This window comes from Tractidigestivibacter sp. (assembly GCF_050946515.1).
Classification (GTDB): Bacteria; Actinomycetota; Coriobacteriia; order Coriobacteriales; family Atopobiaceae; genus Tractidigestivibacter.
This window is the reverse complement of sequence record NZ_JBMNUX010000006.1, coordinates 34,658-58,515: the sequence shown is the minus strand read 5'-3', so window position 1 is coordinate 58,515 and position 23,858 is coordinate 34,658. Positions and strand designations below refer to the sequence as shown.

Sequence of the window (23,858 nt, the reverse complement as noted above, 5' to 3'; positions counted from 1 at the left end):
TCCTTAAGATAGAACACGCCATTCATCAGACATTGGAGGAATGCATGGAACAGCAGAACGACGCAGAGCTCAAGCAGCGCGTCGACGCGTACGTGGACGAGGTCTGGGAGGACGTTATCGCCGACATCCGCTCGCTCGTCAGAATCGAGTCAGTCTTTGACCCCACTGCCGCCGAGCCAGGCAAGCCCTTTGGCCCCAAGTCAAACGAGGCGCTGGTCCAAGCCGAGAAAATCGCCGAGCGCCTTGGGCTTGAGGTGACCGACGTCGATGGCTACCTTGGCTTTGGCGACGTTCCCGGCGAGTCCGAGGGCTGCCTTGCCACGATTGCACACTCTGACGTCGTGCCAATTGGTCTTGGCTGGACCGTCAACCCGCTCGAGGTCACGCGCCGTGACGGCTACCTTCTCGGCCGCGGCGTGATTGACGACAAGGGCCCTCTGACCATCTCGCTTTGGGCGGCTCACTTCTTTGCCCTCGAGGCCGAGCGCACGGGCAAGCGCATGCCCTACACGCTGCGCTGCATCATCGGCAACGACGAGGAGACCGAGATGAAAGACGTCGAGGTCTACCTCAAGCGCTATGGCGAGCCTCTCTTCTGCTTCTCCCCCGACGCCGACTTCCCGCTGATCTGCGGCGAGAAGGGCCGCATTGCCGGCAGCTTCGCCTCCCCGGCCGTTGCTGGCGAGAAGATCGTGGAGCTGGACGGCGGCACCGTTCCCAATGCCATCCCTGGCCAGGCCACGGCGCTCGTGCGCGCCGATGCGGCAACGCTTCCCGCCCGCGAAAACATCGCGGTCGAGGACGCGGGCGACGGACTCGCGCGCGTGGTTGCGACGGGCAAGGGCGGCCACGCCTCGCTTCCCGAGGGCACCGTCAACGCCATTGGCCTTCTGGCGCGCTATCTTCTTGATGCGGGCGTCTGCGGCGAGGGCGAGCGTCAGTTCCTAGAGCTCGAGCGCACGCTCACCGAGGACTATGACGGCACCACGCTTGGCGTCGCGAGCTCGGATGATAAGTTCGGACCGCTCACGCTGATTGCAGGGACGGTGCGCACCACAGGCAATCGCTTTGTTCAAACCATCGACTCGCGCTATCCCACCTCCACGACGGGCGACGCCATAGCGGACAAGCTCTCGAAGGTCGCCGAGTTGTACGGCGCCACGTTTGGCGACGTCAGCGACTCGGTGCCGTTCTACATCAGCCCCGACTCCCCCGAGATCTCGACGCTGCTCTCCACCTACAGCGAGTACACCGGCCGCCAGGCCAAGGCCATGTGCATCGGCGGCGGCACCTATGCGCGCCACTTCAAGCGCGCCTGCGCATTCGGCCCGCACGAGCCCGCCAATCCCGTTCCCTCCTGGGTTGGCATGGAGCACGGTCCCGACGAGGGCGTTGCCGAAGCAGACCTCAAGGTTGCCCTCAAGATCTACATCGTCTCAATTGCGCGCTTGATGCGCCTGAGCTTGGGAGAGTAGCGCCCAAAGGAGGCTCCATAGCACGCTTGCCGAAAAAGGCGCCTGCCCATGCCGTCGAGCAAGGGCAGGCGCCTGATTCGTGTCGAGCCATGTTGGAGGGTTACCCCGCTCATCGCTATTCGCCAGCAGCGCCAAGACCCTCCTCGGCCTCATCCTTGACGGGCTGCTTTCGAATCTTGAGCGACAGGTACAGGCACGCCCCATAGAACAAAAGGTCGGTGAGCGCGCTCGTCTTCAGGCTGCCAAAGCCGCCCACCGCGGCCACGTTGCCCAGAAGCTGCGCCACGCCCGAAGCAAGGCCAATCACCGAGGCAACAAGGAAGGGGCCGATCTTCTTGGGCTGGTTTGCTCCGCGCACGCCCAAAAGCCCCACGACTAGGTTGACGGCAGCAGACACAAGGCCGTTTGCAAGCGTGGGCACCGTAAGCTCGCCAGCCGTGCTCGTGACGTCAGCCATGGCAACCGAGGACGACGGGTCAAGCTGCGAAAGCGCATACCAAATGACAAGCGCCACCACGGCGTTAAGTGTTGCCGAGACGACAAGCACCTCAGAGAGGAGCTTCAGCGCGCGCTGCGCGCCAGTAAGCGTGTAGGAGAGGCCACGCATCCCCTCGTCGTGCTCCTTCTTCACGAGGTCGCCGAGCGAAGAGCAGACGACGACGTAGGTGACCGTGCTCAAAAGCACGATTGGGTTGAAAATCAGAATCGTTCCCGCGCCCCAGCTCCACACGATAACAACGAGCAGAACGAGGCCCACGAAATAGCAGAGAAACCGGTACGCCTCCACGCGACTCGCGTCTCTAGACGCGGCAAGACCCAGGCGCGCGGTGATTAAAAGAAGCACCGCCGACGAAAGCGTCACAAGGGAAAGGTCCAGGGGAGACCAGCCAGAAAGCTCGACCCCCGCAATGGCAAGGCGCTCCTCGGTGCCCGAGACGCCAAGCGTGACCACAGCAAAGAGCAGCAGGACGCCTGCGAGAAGAACCAGACCGCCGAGAATCGCCATCACGACTGAAACGTACTTCAAGGCCTCCTGCGCGGGCGTACGAGGGATAGACTGCGTGAGGTCCCCATCACTTGGGGTAACCTCGCGCTCGCCTTCTCGATTGTTGACCTCCGTTGTGTCTGCCTGAGCCATTCGACGAGCCTTACGCCAGCACGACGCCGCCCAGCCAGCCCCACCTTGGGGTGGAGGTGACGCCAAATTCGCTGATCCAAGAGCTGAGGCTCTGCGACTTGACGACGCCGCTCGCGCTGTGGCGCACGGTGCCGTTGCCCACGTAGATGCCAATGTGACCATAAAGAATGGCCGCGGCGCTATAGGGCTCAGTCGGCACGGCAACAATCATGCCCGTCTGGATTGCAGACTGGTCGGAGCTCGTGCAATATGCCCAATACATGTCGCACGCATTGCCCGAAAAGCTGCCGATGCCAGCATTTCTAAAGACGTTGGAAACCCATGCAGCGCAGTAGCCAGCCCCTACGGAAGGCGTGCTGTATGCAGCGCTCACCACGGCCGCCTGCGAGCCCGACGCGCCAGACTCAATAGACGGCGAAGAGGTGGTACCGCCGGACGACGTTGTCTCACGAACTTGGCGCGCGGCCTCCTGAGCGGCGAGAAGCTCGGCATTGCGCTGGGAGATGAGGTCTTGAACCTCGGAATTCAGCTGCTCGACCAGCTGCTCGGCCTCTGCCTGCTTTGACTGAACGTCGGCAAGCTGGCTTTGCTGGTCGGCCTTCAGGTTTTCAAGCTCAGTCTGCTGCGACTCGAGATCGCTCTTCTGGGTCTCGAGCTCCTGCTTTTCGTTCTCAAGCTCCTCCTGCTGAGCCTTCAGCTCTTCCTGCAATCCCTTGACGGTTTGAATCATCTCGTTGTCAGACTCCGTCAGGCGATCGAGGAAGGCGACGTTCGAGGTGAACTCCTCAAAGGTCGTGGACGACAGCAAGATGTCGATGACCCCAGCGTTGCCCGCCTTGAAGGCGGAGGACATGCGCTTGGCGAGCACCTCTTGATCCGCCTCGATCTCTTGCTGCTTCTCGTCGATCTGATCTTGCATGTCTTCGATGTCGGCCTGCTTCTGGTCGATGTCGGCCTGCAGCGAAGAGATCTGCGACGATACGGAGTCAATTTGGTCAGTGGTGTCAGAAAGCTGAGAAGAAATTGACTCTACCTCGCTTGTAATGCTGTCGAGCTCGGACTGAGCCGCATCCGCCTCAGCCTGGGCGGAGTCGATGTCGCTCTGTGAGGTTGCAAAGGCAGTCAGCGGCGTGGCCAAAGCGAAAAGCCCAGCTCCTGCGCCGCCCGCTATGAACCTGAACGCATCCCTACGAGTGATGGAACGACCGCTACCTGCGGCTTCGTATTCCTCCTCACCCTGATTTCTAGAACTGTTCTGCATCAGGCCTCCAGTGCGGTTAAGCTTCGATTCGTAGAGCTATGGTAACTGATTACGAGAAAAGGGCAACAAAATCCATTGGTCTGCCGCAACCTCTCTGAGAGGCGCTAGCGATTCTCGATTCTTGCAACGTTCTTTATGGTAATTGAAATGCTGCCATCGGTCTCGCGCGAAAACTCGATGTAGCCCGGACGGTCGGTAAGCTCTGACGGGAACGAGATCTCGACGCCCGTGTCGGTCTTGATGCGATGCATCTTTGTCAGCCGATTGGCCACCCCGCGCCGCATGGGCACCTCTTCGGGAAGCTGGCGCTGGCGGGCGCGCTCCTCGTAGCGCTCGGCCAGCTCGGGTCGGTCCTCAAAGACCTCACGCCCAACCTCCGCGGGGACGATGGCCTCGTCGGTATCCGCGCGCTTCGCGAGCGCCGCCTTTGCGCGCGAAATCTCTACAGCCGGAGTCAGCCCCGCCTCTTCCGCCACGTCCGCCACGATGTCAGTCACCTCGTTGACAACCTCGTGGCTCGAGGCGGTTTGGGTGCACTGCAAGAAGAGCTCGGGAATGATGAGCTTGCCCTCCCCTGCTACGCTGCGCTCCTTGTCGTGGAAGTCGATGACCATGGTCTCGGCGTCGATCACCACGTACGAGTCGACCTTCTGCGTGGGGCTTGGGAGCGTGGAGTCAACGCGCACGATCTCGTTTCCGTCCGCGTCTACCTCGTGGATGAAGGTCTGCTTGCGCGGCAGAAGCACCACGGCAAACTTGCGCGACCCCTCCCCCTCGAACGCTGCGTCAACGTCCTCGTCGCTCGTGTCCTTGCTGGCGCGCATGTCGCCCGTGTCGACAAAGTCGGCAACAAGGAGGTCGCACTGCTCAAGGTCCTCGGCACGGCGCAGCTCCTCCCAGAACCACTGCGCAATCTGCGTCGAGAAGTCAACGAAGGGGACCTGCCCCAACAGGTACTCCTTAAGCCCGCCCATAAAGTCGCTGTCGGGCGAGAACTCTCCGTGCTTGCTCTCGGCGTTGTTCAGCACGCGGCGCAGGCGCCGGGTGACATAGGAGTGGGCCTGGCGATTGTCCAGGTCGAGCTCGCGCTCCGAGAAGTACGTGGATCCGCTCTCGAAGTCAAACACGTGAAGAATCGCGTTGCTGATGCGAAGCATTGCTCACCGTCGCTTTCTCTTAGTTGCTGCGACGGAATGATAGCGCACGAGACCAAGAATGCGAGGCTGGCAACCAAAGACGAGAAGGGCGTCCCGGCAGGATGCCGGGACGCCCGCAGGCTTCGCTTGATTGTTATTGCTGACGCTTACTCGCCAAGCGCCTCGTGTCCGAAGGCATCCGCCGCAAGCATCGCATTGGCGAGCTTCTCGGGCGTGACCTCGAAGGGCATGTTGCCCATGGAGTCGTTGGGCGCGCAGGCGAGCTTGGCCACCTCGAGCACGCGGTCGTAGCTCTTGTCCTTGACGCCCAGCTGCTCGAACGTCACGGGAAGACCGACCTCCAGGCAGAAGTTGAGGACGTCGTTGAACTCGTCGGCATCCTCGAGCACGAGCTGTGTAAGGGTTCCGAACGCGACCTTCTCGCCGTGGTAGAACGCGTGGGTCTCGGGCATGGCGGTCATACCATTGTGAATGGCGTGGGCGCCAGCAAGACCGGCGGACTCAAAGCCCAGGCCGGAGAGCAGCGTGTTGGCCTCGATGATCTTCTCGACGGATTCGGTGCAAACGCCGGCCTCGAGGGCAATCTTGGCCTCCACTCCGTCAGTCATCAGCGTCTCGTAGCACAGGCGGGCCAGCGCCATGGCGGCACCCGTAACCTTGTCGCCAGCGCATGTGGTGGCGTCGGAGCGCTTGCATGCGCGGGCCTCGAAGTAAGTGGCAAGAGCGTCGCCCATGCCTGATACGGTCAGGCGCACCGGGCTCTTGCAGATAACCTCAGTGTCCATGAGCACGAGGTTCGGGTTCTGCTTGAAGTACTGATACTCCTTGAACTGACCTTCTGGGGTATAGACCACAGAAAGGGCGGAGCAGGGTGCATCCGTTGCGGCGATGGTGGGCACGATCAGAACGGGAGCGTCAACACTAGCTGCCACGGCCTTGGCAGTATCAAAGATCTTGCCGCCGCCAACGCCGATCACGACGTCAGTGCCAGCGTCCTTGTAGACGCCAACAAGGCGGTCAATCTCATCCTGCGAGCACTCGCCGTTGAACTTGTCATAGACTTTCTCGACTCCCGCGTCGGCAAAGCTGGCGTCGATGGTGTCGCCTGAGCGCTTGAGACCGCCGGCGGAGATGATGACCAGGGCCTTCTTGCCGTAATTCTTTGCATAGCCGCCAAGCTTGTGGAGCTCGCCGGGGCCCTGAACGTACTTGGACGGAGAGATGAAAATGCGCGCCACTGTTAGTCCTTTCATCGATGGAAATTGCCAAGCCTTAAAGTTTTTTCCCATCTCTATGACGTTTTATTAATGCCAATCAAGAATAATTACGTTCAAATAGGATTAACTTGACAGTCGCCGAACAAAAAAGCGGCGCCGACAAGAGTCGCTCTCTTGCCGGCGCAAACGAAGTGGCGCTGCACTAGTACGAAAGGTTATTTGCGCGTGACCCCCAAAAGCGGGTCGCCAATCTTGACAAGAGGAAGGCCCCCGACGGTGGTCCCGGAATTTGCGACAACGTCCACGCCGTCAAAGGCATCGTCATTGGAAACGACAACGACCACAATGTCATCGTAGCCAGCGGCCTTGATGGCCTCGGGGTCAAAGTGAACCAACGGATCGCCGGCCTTGACCTCGTCATTCTCCTCGACAAAGCGCGTGAAGCCTCGACCGTTCATGTTTACGGTGTCGATGCCAATATGGATCAAAACCTCGATGTCATCCGGAGTCGTAATGCCAATCGCATGGTTGGAGACCGAGGTGGAAGAAACCCTGCCAGAGACAGGAGAGTAAACCGTGGTTGAGCCGCCAGGCACAATGCCACAGCCAGAGCCGAGAAGACCGCTCGAGACAGCTTCGTCACGAACGTCAGCGAGCTTAACGAGAAGACCTGACACAGGTGCGTAGACGGTGTCTGCCGAAGTCTTGAAGCTTGCCTTCTTGGGCACGGGCGTGCCCTCATCCGAGTAGAACGTAGCGCGTATCCTGTCAATCAGTCCCATGAGCAATCCTCCGTAGAACAACTGCTGGACGATCATTGCCGCTATCGTCCATCCCCTATCCCCTAGGGCCGCCTAGCTGCAGCCCGCTCCCCCATCATACAGAAGACGGTGCGCAAATATTTGATGGATTGAATCGACATAGAACGGGCGGGCGACTGAAAACGGCAGACGTAAGCTGGGAGGAAAGCAAATGAATCCCCTTTGAGGGCCTTCAAGCAACGGAAACAAAAAAGGCGGGCGCCCGCTCGGGCGCCCGCCACTACTTAGAACTTTGGACTCTCCCCCTTAGAGGAGGTCGCTCCCTCGTGGGATGCGACGTAGGTTACAGGTCTGTCGCACGTCTGCGACGCTTCAAACGGAAGCTCGAACTCCGTTCTGTTGAGGTGTCCTTATCGTCCAACGTTTGAAGCAAACGGTGCCGGTTCATCGCCGACCATAAAACCGCCTGCCCGATTATTGCTAGCTGCCACGTGCAGCAAATACGCGGTGCCACCTGCTCGACCTTAGACTTGCGAGGGATGAGCTACCGCCTCCAGAGCGCCTTATGCATCCTCGGGCAGGCGCCGGGTAAAGCAATCGTCTATGCCCATCGGAATGCACCTCCTTGGTAGGTCGCCGGGTTTCTGGCGACGTTTTGTGTTGCTTTGTTTATAGCCGTTTTCGGGCGATTCAATCGCGCGATTTTTCCCAATACCGCGGATGGTAGGAAGTGGGCTGCAGGAGGGCGAAGTCGGTCAAGGAGTTCGTTTTGTGGGATAATTAGAAATTGGTGTGTTGTATCATTTCTGACCGATTTGCCACTCCTGCAGCCATCTACCCTATGCCGACTGGTTTGTTGTGCCAGTGGAGGTAGTGGATGAAGTGGACCCCATGGTGCTGGAGCCGCGGCCGCCCATGCCAGTTGGCGCGCTTCCCGTACCCTGACCTTGCGCGCCCATGCCTTGGCTCTGACCGCCCATGGTGCCGCTCACGTCGCTGTAAGACGTTCCGTCCAGGGTGACGGTTGTCTCCTCGGAGCCGTAGCGAATCGTGTAGGTGCCTCCAGAGACGATGTCCGGGCTGCTCAGCGTGATGCACTCGTACTGCTTTGCTACGGTCGCCGAGGCGATGACGTTGCCATCAGAGTCGAGCACCTCAATGGTATCGCCCGCGTTTCCGCTGGCAGAGATGGAGATAACGCCCTGCTCGCCTGTCGAGGTAACCGTTTCGAACATGCCCGAAGAGCCAGCTGCAATCAGGGTTCCGCCGGAAATGGTGGCCGATCCGCCATAGTCGATCGAGCCGTTGCCTGAATTGGTCGGCCCAGAGACAACTGTCGTGCCGCCAGAAATCTCGATGTCGCCATTGGAATCAAGGCCGTCGCCCGAGGCGTCAAGCGTCAGGGTGCCGCCCGAGATGGTGAGCTTGGCGGTTGAGTCATACTCCATTGCAGCGCCCATGCCGCCGGAGCTCGATGAGGTCGTGGTGTCAGGGTCGCCAGAAGCGTTGACGCCATCGTCGGAGGCTGTCGCGTCGATGGTTCCGCCGGTAATAGTGACATAGGAGCCTTCGAGCGCCTCGTTGCTCTGGGTCACGTCGATGGTGCCGCCATTGATTACGAGGCCGTACTCAGCATGCAGACCGTCGTCGGTCGCGGAGACGTTGATGGTTCCGCCATCGACTTCAAGGAACAGGCCCGCGTCAAAGCCATCGGAGGCCGCGGTCACGTTGATGGTTCCATCCGAGACATAGATGTAGCCGAGGCTGGTGTCCTCGTCGTTTGCGCAGTGGATGCCATCGGTGCCAGCGGTCAGGTTGAGCGTGCCGCCGCCGATTGCGACGGAGTCCTTCCCCTGGATTGCATGTCCGGCTGCGTCCACGTTGATCGTGCCGCCAACGATTACGAGCTCGTCCTTGCAGACGATGCCGTGTCCCGAGGCGCTTGTGACGTTGAGAGTGCCATCGCCGTTGATCGTAAGGTCGGATTTCGAGAAGACCGTTCCGTCGATGTTGTCGTCGTTAGTCGAGACAAACTCGCCTGTGGTGGAGAGGCTGTTCTCGGTGCCGTCGGCAAGCGTCAGGAAGACCTTGTCTGCAGTGGAGACGTAGATTGCCGCGGAGTCGCTGCTGGTAATAGACGCTCCCGCAAGGACGATCTGGACCTTCGCGTCATCTGCCGCAGCCACAACGATCTGCCCGTCAGAAAGCGAGCCCGTGATGACGTAGGTGCCCTCCTCGGTGATCGTGATAGTCGAGCCGTCAATGGTGACGCCCGAGCCAGACGCGCTTGATCCAGAGTCGGAAAGCGTAATCGTGGTCGCCGAGGACTCGTCGTAGCTTGCGTCAAGATCACGGTCAGAGTAGACGCTCGATGTGTCGAGCAAGCTGACGGCGTCGCCAGAGTCGCTTGTCGCCTGAGAGACGGACGTGTCGGAGCTTGTGGTGCTTGACGTGGTCGAGGTCGTAGCGGATGTGGTCGAGCCAGTGGTGGACGTGCATCCGATGAGAGGGGCTGTTATCACCGCCACTGCAAGGCCTGCGGCCACGCAGGCACGGGCGCGCCAGCCAACCGGTCTGGTGGAGAAGTGCTTGGGTGTTCTAGAGCTCATCGGTGACAACCTCCTGGTGGGTAAGGGCAACTTCAAGATTTCCGTTGCGAGCGCGAAGCTCGTCGATCATTGCTCGCTCGTCTGCGTCAGGCGCCATCCCAACGTTGTAGACAAGCCTGAAGAGGCTGCCCATGTTGACCGTCTTGACCGAGACAAGCTCGTAGTAGGTGGTGTAGCGTGCAAGGACTTCGTCAAAGGCTCCGTTGTAGTCGAGGTCCTCGGGAACGGTAATGCGGATAGAGCGGTCGGAAGGGCCGGATCGCCTTGCCGAAAGTCCAACCGACTGGAAGAGCAGGCAGGCTCCGCCGATGATGAGGGTCACGAGCACCGCCAGCCCCACATATCCCATTCCGGCAACAAGGCCGATGGCCATGGCGAGAAACACGTAGGCGATGTCACGGCCAGAGCCAGGGGCGCTCCTAAAGCGCACGAGGCTAAAGGCTCCTGCAACCGCGACGCCAGCGCCTAGGTTGCCGTTGACCATCGCAATTACGACGCACACGATTGCAGGGAGAACCGATAGCGCCAACGTGAAGGAGCGCGTATGGCGTGCCTTGTACGAATAGACCACCGCAAGCGCCAGGCCGAGCACAAGCGAGACGAGGATGCTTATGATGAGCGGAACGACCTCCACGCTGCCCGTGGTAGCGGTCGTCGAGAAGATTGAGGTGAGCATTGGGGTTCTTGTCCTTTCAGAGGTTGTGGCGCGCTGCTAGAAGTGGTGCCGACAGGCGCTATGGGGTGCAAGGGAATCGGCGCTAGGCGTTTCTCAGCGCATGGGCCGGAACATGGCGAGCGCGCAGAGAGACCGCGGGAGCGGAAGGGACGGTTTTGGTTCTTGCGGTCGGAACCGCTCCGCTTGCCGCTTCCGGGGCAAATCGAATTCCAAAGACCGTCTGAGTTTCTAGTCCGCGGAAGCCGCGTGGATAGCGACGCCTAAACGCAGTTCCGTACTTCGAGAAGGTCGTCTTGAAGAGGCGCTCATCAGTGAGAAACGTCACGAGCCAGAGAGGCATGGCCTTGCTCGTCTTGACCTCGAGGATGCTAAGGCCGTCAGGCAGGATGCGCTCTCCCTCGTCGGACGCCAGGCTCAGATGGTCCCAGCGGACGCGCACCGCTCGGTCAAAGGTCATGCGAAGGTCTCGATCGTTGGCGTCGTAGAAGGCCTCGCGGTCGTACGCCACGTACGCAGCAGGAGAAAGGCCTCCCAAGCGCTGGGCCGTCGCATAGATTTCCCGCTCGATCTGCGTCTTGGGCTCAAGCTCGCCCTGAACCAGAGCGATTGCAGAGTCCTGAGAGAGCGTGCAACGGCGCTTATAGACGATGCCGTTGCACTTCTTCTTCAGCTCCACGAATACGGGCATCTTCAAGGTCACAGGACGGTAGCTGCGCAAACGGGCCTTTTCCTTGTAGTAGGGATGCTCTTCGGAACGACGGGCAAGCTCGTAGGTGGGCGTGTCAAGATAGATGTTGCGGACTGTGGAAGGACCGTACGAGTCTCCTACCATGTGGCCTTGACATTCCATGAGGCTTTCCAGGCGCGCTCGCTGGTCGTCGTTTAGAAGGTATTTGCACTCTGTACGCTTAAAGACCATCTGGACCTGCGGCGTCTTCGTTGCGTCATTCTGCTCGGCCTTCATCATGAGAGCTCCTTTCAAGTGACTGATGGCACTCTACGGGAGCTCCCTAAATATTATCGAAAGGTAAGGCGACGGTAATTTTGCAAAGGCTGGCGGACGGCAGCAGCAACGACCCGTCAGCCAGAAAGGCGCTACGCCTGAGGCGCCTCGCCCGTCTCCAAAATGTGGTCGAGCGCCGCCTCATCCAATACTGGCACGCCGAGCTGCTGCGCCTTCGTGAGCTTTGACCCAGCTGCGGAGCCGGCCACGACGAAGCTCGTCTTTTTCGAAACGGATCCCGAGACCTTCGCGCCGAGCGCGCGGAGCGCGGCTCCAGCCTCGTCGCGCGTATGATTCTCGAGCGCTCCGGTCAAGACGAACGTGAGCCCAGCGAGCGTCTGCGGGCGCTCCTGCATGGCGCCTTGCTCTTCCATCACGACGCCCGCCTTGCGCAGGCGCTCCAGCACGGCGACGTTCTCGGGCACCGAGAAGAACTCCACAATTGAAGCGGCAATCTTTGGTCCCACGCCATCAACCTGTGCGATGTCCTCCTCGCTTGCGAGCATCAGGCGCTCCATCGAGCCGAACTGGGCAGCCAGGGCGCGCGCGACAGACTCGCCCACATGGCGGATTCCCAGGCCAAAGAGGACGCGGGCTAAGCCGCGCGAGCGCGACTCGTCTACCTGGTCCATAATCTTCTTCGCGATAGTGCGGCCAACCTTGATCGAATCGCCCTCTAGGTGGTCTTTCGTGCTCGTCTCGTAGGTGCGGCCTGTATCCACAGAGGCCAATGTGTCGACGTCCAGGCGGTCGTAGTAGTCGGCGACGTCACGGAGAAGCCCCTGCTCGACCATCCGGCTTACGATTTCGTCGCCCAAGCCATCAATGTCCATGGCCTTGCGGGTTCCCCAGTGGATTAGGCGCTCAGCAGCCTGTGCGGGGCAGTCAATCGAAACGCAGCGGTAGGCGACCTCGCCCTCCTCGCGCACGACGGGACTTCCGCAGCTAGGGCATTTTGTCGGCATCTCCCAAACGGGGCGCGCCTCGTGCTCTGCCTTCATTTCCCCCTCGGTGACGGGACCGACGACCTCGGGTATTACGTCTCCGGCCTTATGGACCACGATAGTGTCGCCCTCGCGGACGTCGCGGCGATGCACTTCGTCGATGTTGTGCAGCGTCGCTCGTGCGATCGTGGACCCCGCGACCTGCACCGGGTCAAACTCAGCAACAGGGGTCAGCACGCCGGTGCGACCGACCTGCACGCGAATCTCGCGCAAGATGGTGCGCTTTTCCTCGGGCGGAAACTTGAACGCGATTGACCAACGGGGTGCGCGCGCCGTGAAGCCAAGCGCCTCCTGGCTTGCGAAGGAGTCGACCTTCACGACGACGCCGTCGATGTCGTAGTCAAGGTCCGCGCGATGCGCCAAGGCGTCTGCGCAATAGGAGTGCACCTCTGCGGCGCTCGCACACCGACGCGCATGCGGGTTGACGGAGAAGCCGCAGTCCTTCAGCCAGGCAAGGAAGTCGTGCTGCTGGGCGACGGCGAGGGGGCTCTCGTCGGCGACGGCGTAGATGAAGGTCTCAAGATCGCGAGCGCCCGTCACCTTGGGGTCTTTCTGGCGCAGGCTTCCTGCGGCGGCGTTTCTGGGGTTTGCGAAGGGGGGCCGACCGGCCTCGTCGTTCTCCTCGTTCAGGCGCACAAAGCTATGGCGCGGCATGTAGACCTCGCCACGGACCTCGATAGAGTGGCCAAAGCCGCCATCCGCCACGCGCGCAAGGCCTGCTGGCGCCAACGTGCGGGGAATGTCCTTGATGGTCAGGACGTTTGCCGTAACGTCTTCTCCAGTCGTGCCGTCGCCGCGCGTTGCGGCGCGGACGAACTGCCCGTCTCGGTACGTGAGCGCGATGCCCAAGCCGTCAATCTTGAGCTCGCAGGTGTAGGCGATTGGGCTTTCGGCGGTGCCTCCGAGCGCCTCGTCAGTCCGCGCAAGCCAATCGTCGAGCTCGTCAAGGTTCATGGCGTCGTCTATGGAATACATCCGCTGGGCATGGCGGACGGGAGCAAACTGCTCGCTTACATAGCCGCCGACTCGCTGGGAGTAGCTGTCAGGCGTCACGAGCTCAGGATGCTCCGCTTCTATGGCGAGAAGCTCCTGCAGGTAGCGATCGAACTGAGCGTCCGTCATCTCGGGGTTGTCGAGCGCGTAGTACTGGTAGGCCGCGTGGTTGAGTATCTGATTGAGCTCGGCCGCTCGCTCGCGAGGCGTCTTTGCGGAAGAGGAGGCGGGAGCGGCTTGCTTTGACGCTTGGCCATCGTCTCCAAAGAGTGAGAGCTGCGCGTTGTCGTTGAATTCGTCTGCCATGTGACTCTCCTGCCTTAACCGCCAATTTCCTTGCCAAGACAGAGTACCACCCCGGCGCGACAAGACGATGCTGTCAAGATTTAGCCACTCGAGAAGGCGCGCCGGGATCGGAGAAGGACGCCTGGAGGCCCACCCTCGCGCGGGACCGCGGCGACCGATCGACATTCGCCGTTGTGTGGGACCGCGCCCCAACGTGTGGGACCGCGCCCCAGCCATCGTGTGGCTCTAAAGAGCGTTTGCGCAGGTCACAGGGCACGTCGTGTGGGGCACGCGCTCGTCTCGGGAAGGCGCTTTCTAATGTGTGGGGCCACCGAGAGAATCAAGCCGCCATCGTGTGGGCCTCGAGGACGTTTGCGCAGGAACGACCGAGCGTCGTGTGGGGAGAGAGGGGCTGCTCCCTGCTGGAGCCCCACACAACAGGACAAGCTCGCCTCGTGTAGGACCATCGTGCGGGATGTGCCAGAGATTGCGCAGGTCGAAAGACCTGTCGTGCGGGGCGGCCGGACGAGAAGCGCCACACGACAGAGAAGGCTCCCGTTAAAGCCCCGCATGAGGGCGCGCTGCAGCTTGACTCGCAAGAAAAAAAGCGGTCCCGGACAGTTCGGGACCGCTAAGAGCTTGGCGCGCCAGCTGAGCCAGCAGACTTTCGGCTTTCAACCGATAGCGACCCGACTGGCTAGCGTCTAGCCTTCCAGCACGCGACGGCCAAGCTCGATGCAGCCAAGTACGCCTTGGTCGCCCTTGCAGCCTGCCTCGACCACGTAATGGTCGATGTCCTGGAGCTCAGGAAGGACAAGATAGCCGTTCAGATACTTCAGGAGCTTCTGGCGAACCAGCGGGAAGAGCTGAGTCTGCTTCATGACGCCGCCGCCCATGATGATCTTTTGCGGAGAGTAGCAGAGCACGAAGTCGGTAAGCCCCTGCGCCAGGTAGTCGCTCTCAAGCTCCCAGACCTCGGGCTTGTCGGCAAGCTCAAAGCCCTTGGCTCCCCAGCGATGCTCGATGGAGGGACCCGCCGCCAGGCCCTCAAGGCAGGCATCGTGGTACGGGCAGACGCAATTGCCCTCGTCGCCGGGCCTGACCTGCAAGATCACGTGGCCAGCCTCGGGATGCAGCATGCCGTGGAGCAGCTTGCCGCCAATCATGGCGCCAATCCCAACGCCGGTGCCGACCGTGATGTAGATAACGGTGTCAAGCCCGCGCGCTGCGCCATAGGTGACCTCGCCCAAGCAGGCGACGTTAACGTCGGTGTCATAGCCGATGGGAACGTTCAGGCTCTTGAATGCGTCCAGGAAGTCAAAGTGGCGCCACGCGAGCTTAGGAGTCTCGAGAATCTGGCCGTAGGTCTTCGACTTGGGATTCACGTCGGTTGGGCCGAACGCTCCAATGCCCAGCGCATCGATGTTGCGAGAGGAAAACCAGTCGACCATCTTGTCAACGCAATCGTCTGGACCCTGGGTGGGTATCTCCTCGCGCTCCAGCACCCTTCCGTCGGGCGTGCCGACAGAAAGGACCATCTTGGTGCCACCAGCCTCAAGGGCTCCAATCCTTGCCATAGAACATCCCCCTTCCACGACCGCCACCGCGGCCACATCTTGCCCGTCGCGAACAAAGGATACGACACATCAAGACATATGGAATCGATAACACAAACGAGCGGTGCGGATAGAGGGGAAAGCGGCCTATTCAACCGAATCTGGCTCCACGGCGCTCCCCTCGTCGCCCTTCTCGGGATTGCTAGGATCCAATTCGGCCGAGCGGGCCTCTTCGGCCTCAGCGAACTTCTGCTTCATGGTCTTGTTCCCTCGCGTGAGCCTCTTGATGGTGAGCCCGTCAACCTTGTCGTTTGCGTAGCGAAGCTGGCGCTCAGACGACAGGAGCGCGTCTTTGACCTTCTGCATGTCGGAGATGGACTTGTCGATGCTCTTGATTGCCTCCTCGTACTTCTTACAGGCGGAGGCATAGTTTTTCCCAAAGCCGTCCTTGAAGGCGGTGAGCTTTTCCTCAAAATTTGTGACGTCGATGTTTTGCTGCCGCATGCTCGCGAGCTCGCGACGCGCCGAGACAGCATTCAAGCCTGCATTTCTCAGAAGCGAGATTAGCGGAATGAAGAACTGCGGGCGAATCACGTACATCTTGGGATAGAGATACGAGACGTCCACGATGCCGGCGTTGTAGAGCTCGCTTTCTGGCTCGAGCGTAGAGACGAGCACTGCATACTCGCAGTTCTTCTCGCGACGGTCCTTGTCGAGCTTCTTTAGGTGGTCCTCGTTCTTCTTGCGGTTGACTGAGTTGTCGTCCTCGTTTTTCATGTCGAACATAATAGAGACGATCTCGACGCCGTCGTCGTCGGTCTCGCGAAAGATGTAGTCGCCCTTCGTGCCGTTGACGACGTCGTTGTCCTTGTGGAATTCCGCCTTCGGGAAGGCCATCATGCGCACGCGATTGAACTCCGCTTCGCAGTGCTGCTCGAGCGTCTCTCCAATGAGCTTGACGGACAGGCGCGAACGCTGGTTCTTGATGCGCTCGAGCTCGTCGTCCTTGTCGCGCAGCAGCACGTCCTTCGCGTTCAGCTTCTCAGTGTACTCGCGGCGCAAGTCCGCCGCCGTGCGCTCGCCCTCGGACTTTGCCTGGTCGACCTGGCTCTTAAGTGCAACGACCTGCTGCGAGAGCTCTGAGGTGGCCTGGATGACGGCCTGCTCGCGCTCGCTTTTAGACACCCGCTCCTGGGACTTGAGCTGCTCGTTCAGCCCAGCGATCTTGGCGCCAAGCTGAGCGATCTGCTTGTTGAGTGCCTGCTCAGAGGCGGCCTTTTCGGCATCTGCCTTTGCCCGCACGTTTTGGATGTTTGCTTGGAGCTGGGCAATCTCGGCATCGCGCTTAGAAATCTCCTTGGCCGCGTCGGTCTTTGCCTTGGCAAGCTCCTCCTGGGCAGCAGCTGTCGCCTTTGCCGAGGCTTCTGAGACGGCAGAGCTCCTGCTTTGCTCCATGAGCTTCTCGCGCTCTTCGACCTCGCGCTTGAACTCCTGGTCGCGCACCTGCTTGATGATCTCCGCCCAGCCGGACTCGTCCACCTGAAAGACCTTGCCGCAGTGCGGGCACCTAATCTCTCTCATCTGGCCTCCTCAGAAAGCCTGCTGCTTGTTCTTCACTAGCCTACACGCCCGGCCGGACACAAATTGCCGAGGACCGCGGGCGGACTTCTCCCCATTGGGTCCCGATGCTCCCACAAGCACGCAAAGCGCGAGAAATAAAGGGAGAGGCCCTGTTGAGGCCTCTCCCACAATGGCGGAAAAGCTATCGATTATTGCTTGCTGTCACAGGCCCTTAGCAGACCCAGCCCTCGGTTCCTACGTAGACAAGCTGGTCCGAGTCGGCGCTTGCCACGGCAGAGGTGCTGCTGTCGGAGCTGCTGGACGAGCCGGTGTTGCTGTAGTCGTTCTGCATGCGCTCCTGAATCCACTGCTCGAACTGGCTGTTTGTGTCTAGCCCGTTGGTAGAGTTGGTGCTGTCGGTAGTGCTGTTGTCCGAGACTGTCGAGGAGTTTTGTTGCTCTTGCAGCGCCTCGTCAGAGCCCAGCGTCACCTCGAAGTCCATCTGTTGGTCGCCGCGCATCACCGTAACGGTTATTGTGTCGCCGATGTCGTGCGAACGAACCTCCAAGATCATTCCGCTTGCAGAGGTGATCTCCTCGCCGTCGACGGCGATGACGATGTCGCCGGCCTCGATTCCTGCCTCGTCGGCGGGGCTGCCCTCGGTGACGGCCGTGACGTAGGCGCCCTGGTTCACGGACAGGTTGTTGTAGCGGGCGTTAGTTGCGTTCACGGTCTGCATCGTGAGTCCAATGTAGGCGTGGGTGACCGTCTCGCCATTGATGATCTGCTGCGCAATGTTGACCGCATAGTTGCCCGGGATGGCGAAGCCGATGCCCGCGAAGCTCTCGGTGTCAGAGGAGTAGAGCGTGCAGATGCCCACGAGCTGCCCCTGGTCGTTCACGAGCGCGCCGCCGGAGTTGCCGGGGTTGATGGCCGCGTCAACCTGAATCAGGTTGGCATAGATGGTCTCGCCCGAGCTGGACTCGAGCATCGTGTTGCGGTAGAGCGCAGAGACGACGCCGGTCGAGACGGACTGGTCAAGTCCGAAGGGGCTGCCGATGGTCATGACCCAAGAGCCAACGTTGAGCTCGTCAGAGTCGCCGACCTCGATGGGGGTCACGGAGTCGCCCTGGAGGTCCGCCTTGATGACCGCGATGTCAGAAGAGCTGTCGGAACCCACCACGGATGCCGAGTAGCTCTTGCCGCTGATCGTGACCGAGATGTCGGTGGCTCCGTCAATCACGTGGTAGTTGGTGATGATGTCGCCGTCGGTGTCGAGAATGACGCCGGAGCCGAGGCCTTCGCCCTCATCGGTGGTCACGTAGACGGAGACGACGGAGTCCATCGCCTTGGCAGCGACAGCCTCGGCGGTGGAGGCGTCCTCGTCGCTCGTCGTGATGTTGATGGTGCCGTTGTCCGACGTAGAGCTGCTGCTTGAGCTCGAGGAGGACGAGCCGAACTTTATCACGCCGGTCCCCATCAGCACGAGCACCAACACGACAGCGCCGCACACGCCGCCAAGAACGCCAAAGAGCGCAGAGCGGCCGTTGCCGCCCAGCCCCTTGTGCCCCTTATGGCCCTTGCCGCCATCGCCGCCGTTGCCGTTGCCGCCACCTGCAACTACGGGAGCGTCGGGAGACACGGCAGTCTGCTGCTGCGTAGGGTCAGCGGCTTGGTAGTACGTCTGGTCCGAATCCGTCCCTGTGCCGCTTGCGTCGTTGGAATATACGTATCCATGCTGCGGAGAGTAGGCAGCACCGCGCTGCCCTAGCCCAGAGTAGTCATACGGCTGCTGGGAATCGGAGTCCAACGGATTTTGAGGACCTTGCCCCTGCTGACCTTGCCCCTGCTGGTTCTGACCAGATCCATTCCCCTCGCCAGAACCCCAAGAACCCTGGTTCTGCTCTGGATAATCTGCCATGGGCCCATCACGCTCCTTTCGGACGGCACGGCGGCCATCCACCATTGCTGTTGGTGACTGTACCCAGATACAGTGCGAAGTCAAAGCACGCCGGCGGCTTCGTCACATTCGAGGAACAACTCTTTTGGATTGCTGAAAATGCGCGCATCCATGCCGCCAATCAGCGAGAAGAACCCGCCACTAAAAGCGGCGGGTCCATGCGTACGGCCTAGATGCGGAAGAGGTATCCCACGCCACGAATGGTAACGATGTGGGAAGCCACCTGAGGTCCAACCTTGGAGCGCACGCGCCTGATATGAACGTCGACAGTACGAGTGCCGCCGCAGTACTCAAAGCCCCAAACTCGGTGCAGCAGCGTCTCGCGCGAATAGGCGCGCGAGGGGTGCGTTGCCAAAAAGCTCAGCAGCGAGTACTCCATAAGCGTGAGGTCGACGGGCTTCTCGTTGATATAGACCTGATACGTCGCGAGGTTGATAGTCATGTTGTCAACCGTCACGATGTCAGCCGGCGCGCTCTCCTCACCAGGCCACAGCAAAAGCGAGCAGCGGACGCCCAGCTCTTCGATGCCGGCCGTCGAAAGAATGAAGTCGTTTCTCCCCTGCGTAGGCATATGCAGCGTCGAAAGCTTATCAGGATCAACGACGACGAGCGTCGAGATAAAGCCGTTGTCCCCCACAAAGGAGTCGACCGCATTCAGCGTGTCCTGGGAAAGACCTGCGGGATCAAGGATGACAAGGTCAAACTCATGACCGGAGGAAACTGCTTGTGAGAAGGTCTCTTCATTGGCGAGAGCGATTGAGACGTCAATCGCGTGCGAGAGCTCGCGCATGTGGTTATGGAGTCGCGTGGTGCCCGATACGAGCAGGATATTCTTATGATGCACCTCGACACCTCCAAAGCGGTAGATATTTCAACGAGTAGGGTAGCATAGGGACAGCCTCTAAGAGCCGTGCACCGGAATAAACCAGCCGCCCACCACGAAAAAGTAGCAGGCAGCTGGATTCTTCTCCATAAAAAATCTTTTTCCGAAACAGAAAAACTATTTGATAGAACCGAGGAACTCCGCGGTGCGCTGGTTCTCGGGATGGTCAAAGACCTTCTCGGGCTTGCCCTGCTCAACCACCACCCCGCCTTCCATAAAGACGACGCGGTCGGCCACGTCGCGCGCAAAGCCCATCTCGTGGGTCACGACGATCATGGTCATGCCGGAATTCTCCGCGAGGTCGCGCATGACGTCGAGGACGCCGCGGACAAGCTCGGGGTCAAGGGCAGAGGTGGGCTCGTCGAACAAGATGATGTTTGGGTGCATGGCCACAGCGCGGGCGATGGCGACGCGCTGCTGCTGGCCGCCGGAAAGTTGGGGCGGCTTGAAGTCGGCACGGTCGGCAAGTCCGACGGCAGCGAGCTGCTTTAGGGCCTCGGCCTCGGCTTCCTCCTTGCTCTTCTTGAGGACCTTCGTCTGGCCAATCATGACGTTTTCCTTGGCCGTCAGATGCGGGAAGAGGTTGAACGACTGGAAGACCATGCCCACCTCGCGGCGGAGCTTGTTGACATCCGTCTTGTTCTTGCCGGTGATCTCCTGGTCCTCAATAAGGATGTGGCCGGCCGTAGGGGTCTCGAGCAAGTTGATGCAGCGCAGCATCGTCGACTTGCCAGAGCCGGACGGCCCCAGCACAACGACGACCTCGCCCGGCCAGACGTCGATGTTGACGTCCTTCAGAACAAGCGTGTCGTCAAACGACTTGTTGAGGTGCTCGATGCGCACGATGGGGTGCTCGCCCTCGACGAAGTTGTGCTTGGTGAGCTCGCGGTCGGTCTCAAAGGCGCGACGGGCGGCCTCCTCGGAATCCAAGGCGTCGGGAACGATGACGCGCTGCTCAGACTTCTTGTTGCGCTTAGAGGGCATCAGAGGTACCTCCCAGATGGCTCATGTTCGGACGGAAGGGAGCGAGAAGGGCGTTGAGGGTGTTCTCGAGCTTCTCGTCCTGCTTGGCGTCCTCAGACTCGAAGCGGGCCTCGCTGGACGCTGAGGTCACGGAGTTGGAAGCGTCCTTCTCCACAGGCTCTTCGCCGCTCGTGGCATGACGCTTTGGCCTGGGACCGCCACCGCGCTCGGCGCGGGCGATGTTGTTCTCGACGATGCCGACGACCTTGATGAGCGGCAGCGTGACGATCAGGTAGTAGATGGCCGCGGCCACGTACGGGGTGATGTTGCCCGTGGTGGTGGTCAGGTTCTTGGAGAACATCATGAGCTCCATGACGCCAACCGAGGAGAGCAGCGAGGTGTCCTTGTAGGAGGTGATGAAGTCGCTGGTGACGGTAGGAATCACGCGGCGCACGGTCTGAGGAAGGATGACCGAGGTCATGGTCTGGAAGCTATTCATGCCCAAGGAAGCGGCGGCCTCGTACTGGCCGCGCGGAATCGACTGGATGCCGGCGCGGAAGATTTCCGCCAGATAGGCCGAGGAGTTGATGGCCATGACGATGACGCCCAGCACGTTGTTGTCGATGTTGATGCCGATCATCGGCAGGCCGAAGAACATGATGTAGATCTGCAGGAACAGCGGCGTGCCGCGAAGGATGTTGATGTAGATGATTGCGATGGCACGCAAGACCTTATGGCGGCTGATCTTGAGCATGGCGAACGCAAGTCCAAGGATGATGGCAAACGGGTATGCGCAGAGCACGATGCCTAGGCAGACGAGCCAGCCGGGGAACAGCGAGGCGAACGAGGTCACCAAGAGCTGCGGGCGCAGGAACATGCCAAGGAATGGCACAGAGTTCCATGCGGCGACCCACTCTTGCTGGTCAAGCCAGCTCACGATCGACTGGAGCGGCGTATTGGCGATGATCGTGATTGACGGGGATGCCTCGAGGTCGTGTGTCTGACCGTCTGAGGTGGTGTAGGTGCCCGTCACCTGGTAGTCGCCGCCCGCAGTCGGGAAGGTCATGTCGGTGATCTCAAGACGGACGAGCGAGCCCGAGGGGATGGCCTCGTCGAAGGTGATGACGACGGAGTTGCCGTTGGAAGTGGCAGTGCCCGAGATGCTGGTGCGGTCAAGGCCGTCAAGCACCGTGATTCGCGTCGTCGAGCCATCAAAAGAAGCGTCGTCGGGAAGCGACAGGGTCACGGAGGTGACCTCTTCGTCGTCGCCGACGGTGCCTTCCCAGGTTAGGCGCGTGTCGATGCCGCCGATAACGCCGTCGCCGCCGTCCTCGTTCGGTCGGGCGGTGGCCTTGTTCGTAGTCATTGCGAAGGCGGCCGTCGGAAGTGCGACCATCAGCGCAAGGACCAGCGCGCAGCAAACCGCAACGAGCAGGGAGCGCTGCCCCTTGCCCCTACGAATCTCGTGTCTGCCTGAACGATGCATTGCATATTCCCTTCTGAACGTGGGGCCCCTAAGGACCCCACGCGCCGTACCATGATGCACCCGTGCCGGAAGGCTACAAGCGTATAGCCTGCTAGAGCTCGGTGCCGAACCAGGTCTGCTGAAGCTCGGCCATGGTTCCATCGTCATTCATGTCCTGAAGAGCCTGGTTGATGGCCTTCGTGAGGTTGGGGTTGTCTTTCGAGATGGCGATGCCGTACTGCTCGCCCGTTGGGATCTCCTCGGCAATCTCGAGGTCGGTGAAGGACTGGCTGATGAGGTTGGAGGAGACCGGCAGGTCAATCACAAACGCGTTGTACAGACCGGTCTCGACGCCTGCCATGGCAGCAGCGACGTCCTGTAGCGAGACCTTCTGCGCATTGGGGAGGTTCTCGGAGATCCACTCGTCGCCAGTTGTGCCGGCCTGGCAAGCGATGGTTTTTGAGGCGTCGTTCAAGGTCTCCTCGGTCTCGGTGCTGCCGGCCTGGACGACGATGGACTGGTTGGAGTCCATATAGGGGTCAGAAAAGTCAATCTCCTGCTTGCGCTCGTCGTTGATCGTGATGCCGGAGCAGGCGACGTCGGCCTTGCCGCCCTGCTTGATCGTGGGGACAAGGGTGTCGAAGGCCTGGCTCGGCAGCCACGTGGAGGTAAGGCCCATGTGGTCGGCGATGGCGGCCATGAGGTCAATGTCAAAGCCCTTGGGCTCGCCGGTTTGGTCGTCCATGTACTCGAACGGCGTGAAGCCCATCTCGGCGATGCAGGTGATGGTGCCCTCGGTGACCAGCGTATAGCTATCGTCGGTTGCTTCCTGCGAGCTGGAGCTTGAGTCGCTCGACGTTGAGTCAGAGCTGCTTGAATCGGAGGAGCTGCCGCAACCGGCAAGAACGGCGCTCCCCGCGATTGCCCCAGCGGCATAGATAAACTGACGCCTGCTCATGAAGCTCTTCATAATGTGTTCCCTTTCTTCCATTCCCGCTCCCAACGGGCATTGTGGCAAACAGACGAAGACGCTTTCTGATGCTTAGATATCGGCACCGAACCACTTTTCCTTGAGGCTAGAGAGCGTGCCATCGGAGTCAAGCTCGGCGAGGGCATCATTGATGGCTGCCGTGAGGTTGGGGTTGTCCTTCGAGACGACGATGCCGTACTGCTCGCCGGTCGGGATCTCGAGCGCAACCTTGCAGTCGGTGTAGGAGTTGTTGACCAGGTACTGCATAACGGGAAGGTCAGCGACGGCCGCGACGTAAAGGCCAGACGAGACGCCAGTCAGCGCAACAACGGGGTCGTCAAGGGAAACAAGCGTTGCGTTAGGCAGGTTTTCCTGGACCCAAGACTCGCCGGTAGTGCCTGACTGAGCGGCAATCTTGATGTCCTCAGAGTTCAGCTGCTCTTGATCCTCAAAGTCGTAGTCCGCCTTGGTGACAAGACCCTGGTTGGAATCAAGGTAGGGATCGGTGAAGTCAATCTCTTCCTTGCGCTCGTCGGTAATCGTGAAGTTGGAGACACCCACGTCAGCGGTACCGCCCTGCTTGACGGTAGGGATAATGGTGTCGAACTTCATGGGCGAGAGATACTCGCTAGTAAGACCGAGCTTTTCGCCGATGGCCTGCATGAGCTCTACCTCGAAGCCCGCAGGCTCATTGGTGTCGGTATCGACATAGTCAAGCGGCGGGTTCGCAAGGTCCGAGGCAACGGTAAGCGTGCCAGCCTTCACGAGGGTATAGCTGTCGGAGCCAGAAGAAGCGTCCGAAGCGTCAGTTGAGCTTGAGGACGACGAGCTGCCGCAGCCAGCAAGCGCTGCCGATCCCACTGCGGCAAACGCGCACGCGATGAAGTCACGGCGCGAAAGTGACACGAGCTTTTTCATGGTG

The 23,858-nt window shown here is 60.5% G+C and carries 18 protein-coding genes; 1 reads left to right on the top strand and 17 read right to left on the bottom strand.

Annotated features, from left to right (window positions below; translation table 11 throughout):
* Positions 1-44 precede the first annotated feature (44 nt).
* On the top strand, positions 45-1,475 hold the full coding sequence (locus ACOYJL_RS05180; protein WP_433569159.1) for a Sapep family Mn(2+)-dependent dipeptidase: 1,431 nt from the start codon (positions 45-47) through the stop codon (positions 1,473-1,475).
* Between the two features lie 115 nt (positions 1,476-1,590).
* On the opposite strand, the gene ACOYJL_RS05175 is transcribed toward ACOYJL_RS05180, so the two are convergent.
* The 17 genes from ACOYJL_RS05175 to ACOYJL_RS05095 form a co-directional block, all read right to left on the bottom strand.
* Positions 1,591-2,613, bottom strand: coding sequence for a hypothetical protein (locus ACOYJL_RS05175; protein ID WP_433569158.1), 1,023 nt, complete (start codon positions 2,611-2,613; stop codon positions 1,591-1,593).
* Positions 2,614-2,623: 10 nt separating this feature from the next.
* Positions 2,624-3,874: a PcsB-like coiled-coil domain-containing protein gene (locus tag ACOYJL_RS05170; protein WP_433569157.1), complete on the bottom strand. Its 1,251-nt coding sequence runs from the start codon at positions 3,872-3,874 to the stop codon at positions 2,624-2,626.
* 104 nt (positions 3,875-3,978) lie between these two features.
* Positions 3,979-5,031 (bottom strand): nucleoid-associated protein, encoded by a 1,053-nt coding sequence (locus tag ACOYJL_RS05165; protein ID WP_433569156.1) that lies wholly within the window; start codon positions 5,029-5,031, stop codon positions 3,979-3,981.
* A 146-nt stretch (positions 5,032-5,177) separates the two neighbouring features.
* Positions 5,178-6,269: a glycerol dehydrogenase gene (locus tag ACOYJL_RS05160; RefSeq protein ID WP_433569155.1), complete on the bottom strand. Its 1,092-nt coding sequence runs from the start codon at positions 6,267-6,269 to the stop codon at positions 5,178-5,180.
* Between the two features lie 194 nt (positions 6,270-6,463).
* Positions 6,464-7,030 (bottom strand): PTS sugar transporter subunit IIA, encoded by a 567-nt coding sequence (locus tag ACOYJL_RS05155; protein WP_433569154.1) that lies wholly within the window; start codon positions 7,028-7,030, stop codon positions 6,464-6,466.
* 818 nt (positions 7,031-7,848) lie between these two features.
* Positions 7,849-9,618 carry a carbohydrate-binding domain-containing protein gene (locus ACOYJL_RS05150; RefSeq protein ID WP_433569153.1) on the bottom strand — a complete coding sequence of 590 codons (1,770 nt, stop codon included), beginning with the start codon at positions 9,616-9,618 and terminating at the stop codon, positions 7,849-7,851.
* On the bottom strand, positions 9,608-10,294 hold the full coding sequence (locus tag ACOYJL_RS05145) for a DUF4956 domain-containing protein (RefSeq protein WP_433569152.1): 687 nt from the start codon (positions 10,292-10,294) through the stop codon (positions 9,608-9,610). The genes ACOYJL_RS05150 and ACOYJL_RS05145 overlap by 11 nt, the downstream gene beginning before the upstream one ends.
* A gap of 82 nt (positions 10,295-10,376) precedes the next feature.
* Positions 10,377-11,261 (bottom strand): VTC domain-containing protein, encoded by an 885-nt coding sequence (locus ACOYJL_RS05140; RefSeq protein ID WP_433569151.1) that lies wholly within the window; start codon positions 11,259-11,261, stop codon positions 10,377-10,379.
* A gap of 128 nt (positions 11,262-11,389) precedes the next feature.
* The gene (ligA, locus tag ACOYJL_RS05135; protein ID WP_433569150.1) at positions 11,390-13,600 is read right to left on the bottom strand and encodes an NAD-dependent DNA ligase LigA; all 2,211 of its coding nucleotides are present in this window, start codon (positions 13,598-13,600) and stop codon (positions 11,390-11,392) included.
* Positions 13,601-14,283: 683 nt separating this feature from the next.
* On the bottom strand, positions 14,284-15,156 hold the full coding sequence (locus tag ACOYJL_RS05130) for an ROK family protein (RefSeq protein WP_433569149.1): 873 nt from the start codon (positions 15,154-15,156) through the stop codon (positions 14,284-14,286).
* A gap of 126 nt (positions 15,157-15,282) precedes the next feature.
* On the bottom strand, positions 15,283-16,716 hold the full coding sequence (locus ACOYJL_RS05125; protein ID WP_433569148.1) for a DUF2130 domain-containing protein: 1,434 nt from the start codon (positions 16,714-16,716) through the stop codon (positions 15,283-15,285).
* Between the two features lie 211 nt (positions 16,717-16,927).
* Positions 16,928-18,616, bottom strand: coding sequence for a S1C family serine protease (locus tag ACOYJL_RS05120; protein WP_433569147.1), 1,689 nt, complete (start codon positions 18,614-18,616; stop codon positions 16,928-16,930).
* A 208-nt stretch (positions 18,617-18,824) separates the two neighbouring features.
* Positions 18,825-19,499 carry a winged helix-turn-helix domain-containing protein gene (locus ACOYJL_RS05115; RefSeq protein WP_433569146.1) on the bottom strand — a complete coding sequence of 225 codons (675 nt, stop codon included), beginning with the start codon at positions 19,497-19,499 and terminating at the stop codon, positions 18,825-18,827.
* A 156-nt stretch (positions 19,500-19,655) separates the two neighbouring features.
* A complete protein-coding gene (locus ACOYJL_RS05110) occupies positions 19,656-20,522 on the bottom strand; it encodes an amino acid ABC transporter ATP-binding protein (protein WP_433569145.1) in 867 nt (288 codons plus the stop codon).
* Complete coding sequence (locus tag ACOYJL_RS05105; RefSeq protein ID WP_433569144.1) at positions 20,512-21,987, bottom strand: amino acid ABC transporter permease; 1,476 nt, start codon at positions 21,985-21,987, stop codon at positions 20,512-20,514. The genes ACOYJL_RS05110 and ACOYJL_RS05105 overlap by 11 nt, the downstream gene beginning before the upstream one ends.
* Before the next feature lie 91 nt (positions 21,988-22,078).
* Complete coding sequence (locus ACOYJL_RS05100; RefSeq protein ID WP_433569143.1) at positions 22,079-22,957, bottom strand: amino acid ABC transporter substrate-binding protein; 879 nt, start codon at positions 22,955-22,957, stop codon at positions 22,079-22,081.
* A gap of 51 nt (positions 22,958-23,008) precedes the next feature.
* On the bottom strand, positions 23,009-23,854 hold the full coding sequence (locus tag ACOYJL_RS05095) for an ABC transporter substrate-binding protein (RefSeq protein ID WP_433569142.1): 846 nt from the start codon (positions 23,852-23,854) through the stop codon (positions 23,009-23,011).
* Positions 23,855-23,858: the final 4 nt, after the last annotated feature.

Coding starts and splice junctions, on each gene's coding strand:
- ACOYJL_RS05155 (WP_433569154.1), bottom strand. CDS start 7,030: ATGGGACTGATTGACAGGATACGCGCTACGTTCTACTCGGATGAGGGC.
- ACOYJL_RS05120 (WP_433569147.1), bottom strand. CDS start 18,616: ATGGCAGATTATCCAGAGCAGAACCAGGGTTCTTGGGGTTCTGGCGAG.
- ACOYJL_RS05140 (WP_433569151.1), bottom strand. CDS start 11,261: ATGATGAAGGCCGAGCAGAATGACGCAACGAAGACGCCGCAGGTCCAG.
- ACOYJL_RS05125 (WP_433569148.1), bottom strand. CDS start 16,716: ATGAGAGAGATTAGGTGCCCGCACTGCGGCAAGGTCTTTCAGGTGGAC.
- ACOYJL_RS05180 (WP_433569159.1), top strand. CDS start 45: ATGGAACAGCAGAACGACGCAGAGCTCAAGCAGCGCGTCGACGCGTAC.
- ACOYJL_RS05175 (WP_433569158.1), bottom strand. CDS start 2,613: ATGGCTCAGGCAGACACAACGGAGGTCAACAATCGAGAAGGCGAGCGC.
- ACOYJL_RS05105 (WP_433569144.1), bottom strand. CDS start 21,987: ATGCATCGTTCAGGCAGACACGAGATTCGTAGGGGCAAGGGGCAGCGC.
- ACOYJL_RS05110 (WP_433569145.1), bottom strand. CDS start 20,522: ATGCCCTCTAAGCGCAACAAGAAGTCTGAGCAGCGCGTCATCGTTCCC.
- ACOYJL_RS05145 (WP_433569152.1), bottom strand. CDS start 10,294: ATGCTCACCTCAATCTTCTCGACGACCGCTACCACGGGCAGCGTGGAG.
- ACOYJL_RS05095 (WP_433569142.1), bottom strand. CDS start 23,854: ATGAAAAAGCTCGTGTCACTTTCGCGCCGTGACTTCATCGCGTGCGCG.
- ACOYJL_RS05150 (WP_433569153.1), bottom strand. CDS start 9,618: ATGAGCTCTAGAACACCCAAGCACTTCTCCACCAGACCGGTTGGCTGG.
- ACOYJL_RS05165 (WP_433569156.1), bottom strand. CDS start 5,031: ATGCTTCGCATCAGCAACGCGATTCTTCACGTGTTTGACTTCGAGAGC.
- ACOYJL_RS05100 (WP_433569143.1), bottom strand. CDS start 22,957: ATGGAAGAAAGGGAACACATTATGAAGAGCTTCATGAGCAGGCGTCAG.
- ACOYJL_RS05130 (WP_433569149.1), bottom strand. CDS start 15,156: ATGGCAAGGATTGGAGCCCTTGAGGCTGGTGGCACCAAGATGGTCCTT.
- ACOYJL_RS05170 (WP_433569157.1), bottom strand. CDS start 3,874: ATGCAGAACAGTTCTAGAAATCAGGGTGAGGAGGAATACGAAGCCGCA.
- ligA (WP_433569150.1), bottom strand. CDS start 13,600: ATGGCAGACGAATTCAACGACAACGCGCAGCTCTCACTCTTTGGAGAC.